The sequence below is a fragment of the Parendozoicomonas callyspongiae genome (genome assembly GCF_023502345.1).
GTDB classification, from domain to species: domain Bacteria; phylum Pseudomonadota; class Gammaproteobacteria; order Pseudomonadales; family Endozoicomonadaceae; genus Sansalvadorimonas; species Sansalvadorimonas callyspongiae.
Genome location: NZ_JAMFLX010000038.1, coordinates 21,305 through 27,546 on the forward strand (window position 1 = coordinate 21,305; position 6,242 = coordinate 27,546).

Here is a 6,242-nt window from a genome sequence, read left to right on the forward strand (position 1 = left end):
AGCCGGGGCTATTTCAATCGTCGTTCAATACCCATCTGGGCAATAATCCGCGTAGAGATCTCTTCGACGGAATAGTGAGTTGTATCCAGGTAAGGAACATTTTGCTGGGCATACATCAGCTCAACTTCCTCAAGCTCCCGGACACACTGCCTTGATGAAGAATAACGACTGTTAGGCCGACGCTCATCACGAATGGCGGCAAGACGTTCCGGGCTGATGGTTAACCCAAACAGTTTATTCTTGTAAGGCTGCAACGCTTTGGGAATACGAGTCATATCCCCGTCATCTTCAGTGATCGGGTAGTTTGCAGCACGAATACCAAACTGCAGGCCCATATAGATGCAGGTTGGCGTTTTCCCGCATCGGGATACACCGACAATAATAATGTCGGCCTGGTTATAGAAGCGGGTTTTGGCCCCGTCATCATTGTCGAGAGCAAAATGAACAGCATCAATACGCTGGTTGTATTTGTGGCCAGAGGTAATAGAACGTTTTTTACCTACCTGATGAATAGCGTGCAGTTTCAGCTCATTTTCCAGGTCTGGCATAAACGCATCAAAGATATCTATGCGGTAAACAGGAGCATTGCGGATGATGCGATTGATGGTTTCATCAATAATCGTACTGAAAACCAGAGGCCGCTTGCCCATGTCCTGAAGTTTTGTCAGCTCTTCGACAACCTGGAAAGCCTTCCCTTCGGTATCAATATAGGGAAGAGTAAAGTGATCAAACTTAATATGTTCAAACTGAGCCAGCAGACTTTGCCCGAATGACTCCGCTGTTATACCGGTACCATCAGAAATAAAATAGACGGTGCGATGCGGACATTGTTCGGTCATGTTTGATTTTCCTGCTCATTGTAATTGTGACAACACTTAACACTTTGCATATTGTGCTTTACCTTCAGTGTTGGCAACGTATAGTACATGCTGGAGTCATACTGGCAAATCTTTCTGTTGCTGTAAGGCTTCGGTATATACTGTTCGTCTCTGTTCGGAGTTGCCGGTGTTTGTGGTTTGCCCGGTTTATTGCAATACGCAAATCGCTATACAGGGGTTGTTTGGAGGGGGTCACGTTGGAAGCGTATGTAATCGGTCTTGAGAAGCTTGGCAAAAATGATGTTGAGCAGGTTGGTGGGAAGAATGCCTCACTGGGAGAGATGATCAGTAACCTTGCTGGCGCAGGGGTATCTGTGCCGGGTGGTTTTGCTACGACTTCGGTAGCTTACCGCGATTTTCTTGAGCAGAGTGGTTTGAATGACCGTATTCACACTCTGCTTGATGAGCTGGATGTAGAAGATGTAAAAGCACTGGCGGAGACCGGTGCAAAAATACGTCAGTGGATTATTGATGAACCGTTTCAGCCACGGTTTGAACAGGCTATCTCTGAAGCCTGGGAAGCCCTGAAGGGTAGAAATGAAAATCTAGCTGTCGCAGTTCGTTCTTCAGCAACGGCTGAAGATCTACCCGATGCCTCTTTTGCAGGCCAGCAGGAAACCTTCCTGAATATTCGCGGCTATGACAATGTTCTGGTTGCCATCAAGGAAGTGTTTGCCTCTCTGTTTAATGACAGGGCAATCTCCTACCGGGTTCACCAGGGCTTTGACCACCGTGAGGTGGCTCTGTCTGCCGGTATTCAGAAGATGGTGCGCAGTGAAACAGCATCATCCGGTGTTATGTTTACTCTTGATACCGAGTCCGGTTTCCGTGATGCCATCTTTATCACAGCATCCTATGGTCTGGGTGAAATGGTTGTGCAGGGGGCGGTAAACCCTGATGAATTCTATGTTCATAAGCCAACACTGGAAGCCGGCCGTCCGGCGGTGCTGCGAAGAAACCTGGGCAGCAAAGCCCTGCGCATGGTGTACACCGAGCATGGCTCTGCAGGCCGCTCTGTTGAGACCCTGAACACCAGCGAAGATGAGCGTCGCAAGTTCTCTGTTTCTGATGAAGAAGTTGAGAACCTGGCCCGTCAGGCCATTATCATTGAGCAGCACTATGGCTGCCCCATGGATATCGAGTGGGCCAAAGATGGTGATGATGGTCAGCTTTACATAGTTCAGGCTCGTCCAGAGACCGTGAAAAGCCGCAGCGAAGGCAGCACTATGGAGCGCTACCTTCTCAAAGAAAAAGGCAAGGTTCTCGTGGAAGGCCGCAGTATCGGCCAGCGCATTGGCAGCGGTACGGTCAAGATTATCGACAGTATTTCTGAGATGGAGCATGTCCAGGCTGGTGATATTCTGGTCACCGATATGACCGATCCGGACTGGGAGCCCATTATGAAGCGGGCTTCCGCTATCGTGACCAACCGTGGTGGTCGAACCTGTCATGCGGCCATTATTGCCCGTGAGCTGGGTATTCCTGCTGTCGTTGGTTGTGGCGATGCGACTGAAATCCTTAAAGATGGTTCCAAGGTGACCGTTTCCTGCGCGGAAGGGGATACCGGCTTTATCTATGAAGGCCTTCTGGATTTCACCATTCGCAGCAACTCTGTTGACTCCATGCCGGAACTTCCGTTCAAGATCATGATGAACGTCGGCAACCCCGACCGGGCTTTCGACTTTGCTTCACTTCCCAACCGTGGTGTTGGTCTGGCCCGCCTGGAATTTATTATCAATCGCATGATCGGCGTGCATCCCAAGGCTCTGCTGAACTACGGTGATTTGCCTTCAGATATTCGTGCCAGCGTTGATAAGCGTATGGCCGGCTACAGCAGCCCGGTTGATTTTTATGTCGACAAGTTGGTTGAAGGTGTTTCAACAATTGCTGCAGCTTTCCATCCTGCCAAGGTTATCGTTCGCCTCTCTGACTTCAAATCCAACGAGTATGCCAACCTGATTGGTGGCCGACTCTACGAACCCGAAGAAGAGAACCCAATGCTGGGCTTCAGGGGCGCATCCCGTTATATCTCTGAAGGTTTCCGGGACTGTTTCGAGCTTGAGTGCCGCGCCATGAAGCGTGTTCGCGACGAAATGGGGCTGACCAACGTTGAACTGATGGTGCCATTCGTGCGCACTGTGGGTGAAGCCCGTCAGGTTTCAGATCTTCTGGCTCAACATGGCCTGCGTCGTGGCGAGAATGGTCTGCGCCTGATCATGATGTGTGAGCTGCCTGCAAACGCACTGCTGGCCGAAGACTTCCTGGAATACTTTGATGGTTTCTCCATCGGTTCCAATGACATGACCCAGTTAACCCTGGGTCTGGACCGTGACTCCGGTGTCATTGCCCATCTGTTTGATGAGCGCAATGAAGCGACCAAAAAACTGTTCTCCATGGCTATTCAGGCCTGCCGCAAACAGGGCAAATATGTTGGTATCTGCGGACAGGGACCATCGGATCACCCTGACCTGGCACGCTGGCTGATGGAGGAGGGGATTGATACGGTTTCTCTGAACCCTGACTCAGTTATGGAAACCTGGTTCTATCTGGCCGAACAAGAAATTGGATAATCACGAGCGTTAGTAATGAACAAGGGGACATTCAGTCCCCTTGTTTTTTGGCTTTTTCAGCGAGTTTCTCCTGAACCCTGCGGTTATTCTCGACAATCTCGTTTTCATGCTTTTTCTGGGCTCGTTCCTGCTCTCTGATTTTTTGATCCCGCCGATCCTGTTCCCGCTCTTCATCCTTGCGTTCCGCTTCACGCTCTTCAAACTCATCAATCATCTTCAGCAGGTTTGAAAGCAGACGAGCCATGTTTTGAGCCAGCTCCGGCTGATAATTGGCGTCAATCTGCTCTGCCAATGTGGCGACTTCAACCACTATGTCATAAATATTTCCGGTATTGGCTTTTACATTAGGTGCTTGAGCGGTAGCTTCAGCCTGGTTCTTGTTTTCATTCTTGCGGGCTTCTCTGATCTGCTTTCGAATGGCTTTCTTATCTGCATAACTCAACCTGGGGATAGGGTGGCCAAACTCTTTCTTGCCAGAGCGGTGTAGAGTTACTGAACGCCCGCCATGGTGGCCTATCAGGTTCTGCAGTCGCTGGATCTGGTTCTCAACATTTATTCCGGCTCCTGATGGGGAGCTTCCGGGTTCAATACCTTCAACTGATGACATAACGTTCTTCCCTGATTATTTCTCATTAGTATAAGAAAAATCGGCTTTTCATCCTTTCTTGAATAGTTTCATTGAGTCACTCATGGAATAATCTCCTGTGTTGCTGATCCAATAAGAATAAGAGGTGTGGCTACTCATGAATTACATTACTCCCGATCTCTGTGATGATCACCCTAACAAGGTGGTTGCTCTGGAACCTGGCTTTAAAAATTTTGGCGACCGCTCATCCTTTGGTGGCCAGGTTGTGACTGTAAAATGCTTTGAAGATAATTCCCGGGTTAAAGAACTGGTAGAAGAGAAAGGCCATGGCAAAGTCATGGTTGTCGATGCCGGGGGGTCCATGCGCCGAGCTTGCCTGGGAGATATGCTGGCAGAAAAAGCAGTCCGCAACGGCTGGGAAGGCATCATTATGTATGGATGCGTCAGGGATGTTGATGTGCTCGCCACTCTTGATCTTGGAATTCAGGCCCTCGGAGCCCACCCAATGAAAACCGACAAAAAGGGTGTTGGTGAGGTGAATATACCGGTTACTTTTCACGGTGTAACTATTGTTCCAGGTTCCTATATATATGCTGATAATAATGGAGTTGTTGCCTCTCCAGCCCCCCTTGACTAGGCGGTAGTGTTAGATTTCCCTCAGACAGAGACTAGATTAGTGATATAGCCAAAAGGAATTGGCCTCTGCGCCAGGGGAAATAGCTCCGGTGAAAATACGTCCGCAATCATCATCTGCTCATGCAAAGAACCCGCTGCTTCGACTTGCCAAGAAAATCAATCATGCCTGGAAAGATCGCAAGGTTAAGACTCATAAGCCAACTCCCAAAGTTCAGGCAGAAAATGAGGTTGATGGTGTACTGGATGAAATATTTCAGGAGTTGAATAAAAAAGAAGTTCAGCTGCGCAAGCAGGAGTATCTCTCCGAACAGTATTTATTGAAGAAATCTGATTATATTCAGGGCGAAGATGGTGAGTGGTTTCTGCCGGATGATCTCAACCCAGCTGTTGCCATGCTGCAGGAGCAGGGGGAAGCTGGAATTCTTAAAGGATTTAATGAACAGGCAGCCAACGATAGAGGCAAGATCAACAAGGCTCTTAAGAAATTTATTGAGAACAAAAGTCTGATAAAAAAGGCCATGCTCGAAGCCAAACAGGATATACATGACTTTGATGATGATACCACAAGCCAGATTTCACTGACTGACTCCATTGCAGATGAGCTTATGGAAGAGCTTCAAGCGATGCTTAAGCAGGATGACAGTCAATCAATCTCTGAGGAGGAGATGGGCCGACTGGAGGAAGAGGCTGAAAAAGAGCTGGCTAAGGAATTTCCGGATGAATTCAAGTTCCACTCGCAGGCTGAAATTGCTGAGCTCCAAGAGTTGCTGGGTGAAGAAGAGGTAGAGCAGAGAAGTCTGACAATGTCAGAAATTGATAGAGCTCTGGATCAAGCAGGCACTTATACAGAGGAAGAATTGACTCAAATTTTTGAGGAGATTTTATCTTCAAATGATTCCATTGTCAGTCAATCCCTAAAATCAGATGAACTGGAAGCCCTTATGTTTGCTCCGGAATTGGAGTCAATTCAGCCTTATCTGAAGCAGATCATAGATAATCAACCTGATGAAATCCCCTCTTCTGGTATTGATCCAATTCTGGTTGCCATTTTAAATGATATTCCAAAGCCTGAGGTTGAGTCTTTTCTGAAAGCTACTCAGGAGTTAACAAAGAAAGCGATACTATAGAAAACGAGCTATCTGAAACTGTCGGCAGGCTCAATAGCCTGTTGGAAGCCTGTGTCTCTGTTATGAACACGGACTTTGATAACGACTCAATATTGGATAGGGATTCCGAATTTTCTGAAACGGAATCGATTGGCACATCACAGGATGGCTCGCTTACCTTGGCAGTTTTGGAAGCTTTAAGGGAAGAGCCTGGGCTGAGTTCTCTACATCCCTGGCTAAATCAGCTTATTGAAGGTGGCGACATACAAGTCAGCTCAAAAGATGTCGATGACGCTATTGCTGATATCGATAGAGAAACACCTGTACTTGTTCCGCTGTCTACAGAGCTTGCTGAACTCGCCAGAAAGCCTGAACTGAGCCAGTACGGAGATGCACTTATCAGCTTGCAAAGCAAGATTGAAGATGGCGATATTGATAAACTGGTTAAGCTGTTAGAGGATTTACC

6 protein-coding genes are annotated in these 6,242 nt (G+C 48.0%); 4 read left to right on the forward strand and 2 right to left on the reverse strand.

The genetic code is table 11. From position 1 onward, the window contains the following. Positions 1–8: 8 nt before the first annotated feature. Positions 9–839: a posphoenolpyruvate synthetase regulatory kinase/phosphorylase PpsR gene (ppsR, locus tag M3P05_RS18705; protein WP_249701625.1), complete on the reverse strand. Its 831-nt coding sequence runs from the start codon at positions 837–839 to the stop codon at positions 9–11. A gap of 236 nt (positions 840–1,075) precedes the next feature. Between ppsR and ppsA the strand changes: the two genes are divergently transcribed. Next, a complete protein-coding gene (ppsA, locus tag M3P05_RS18710) occupies positions 1,076–3,448 on the forward strand; it encodes a phosphoenolpyruvate synthase (protein WP_249701626.1) in 2,373 nt (790 codons plus the stop codon). Positions 3,449–3,479: 31 nt separating this feature from the next. Here ppsA and M3P05_RS18715 read toward each other — a convergent pair whose 3' ends face one another. Next, positions 3,480–4,055 (reverse strand): hypothetical protein, encoded by a 576-nt coding sequence (locus tag M3P05_RS18715; RefSeq protein ID WP_249701627.1) that lies wholly within the window; start codon positions 4,053–4,055, stop codon positions 3,480–3,482. Positions 4,056–4,191: 136 nt separating this feature from the next. On the opposite strand from M3P05_RS18715, the gene rraA reads away from it, so the two are divergent. The 3 genes from rraA to M3P05_RS18730 form a co-directional block, all read left to right on the forward strand. Beyond that, a complete protein-coding gene (gene rraA, locus M3P05_RS18720) occupies positions 4,192–4,671 on the forward strand; it encodes a ribonuclease E activity regulator RraA (RefSeq protein ID WP_249701629.1) in 480 nt (159 codons plus the stop codon). 88 nt (positions 4,672–4,759) lie between these two features. Continuing rightward, positions 4,760–5,797 (forward strand): hypothetical protein, encoded by a 1,038-nt coding sequence (locus M3P05_RS18725; RefSeq protein WP_249701630.1) that lies wholly within the window; start codon positions 4,760–4,762, stop codon positions 5,795–5,797. A gap of 62 nt (positions 5,798–5,859) precedes the next feature. Then, positions 5,860–6,242 (forward strand): hypothetical protein (locus M3P05_RS18730; protein WP_249701631.1); only part of this gene is annotated, 383 nt, incomplete at its 3' end.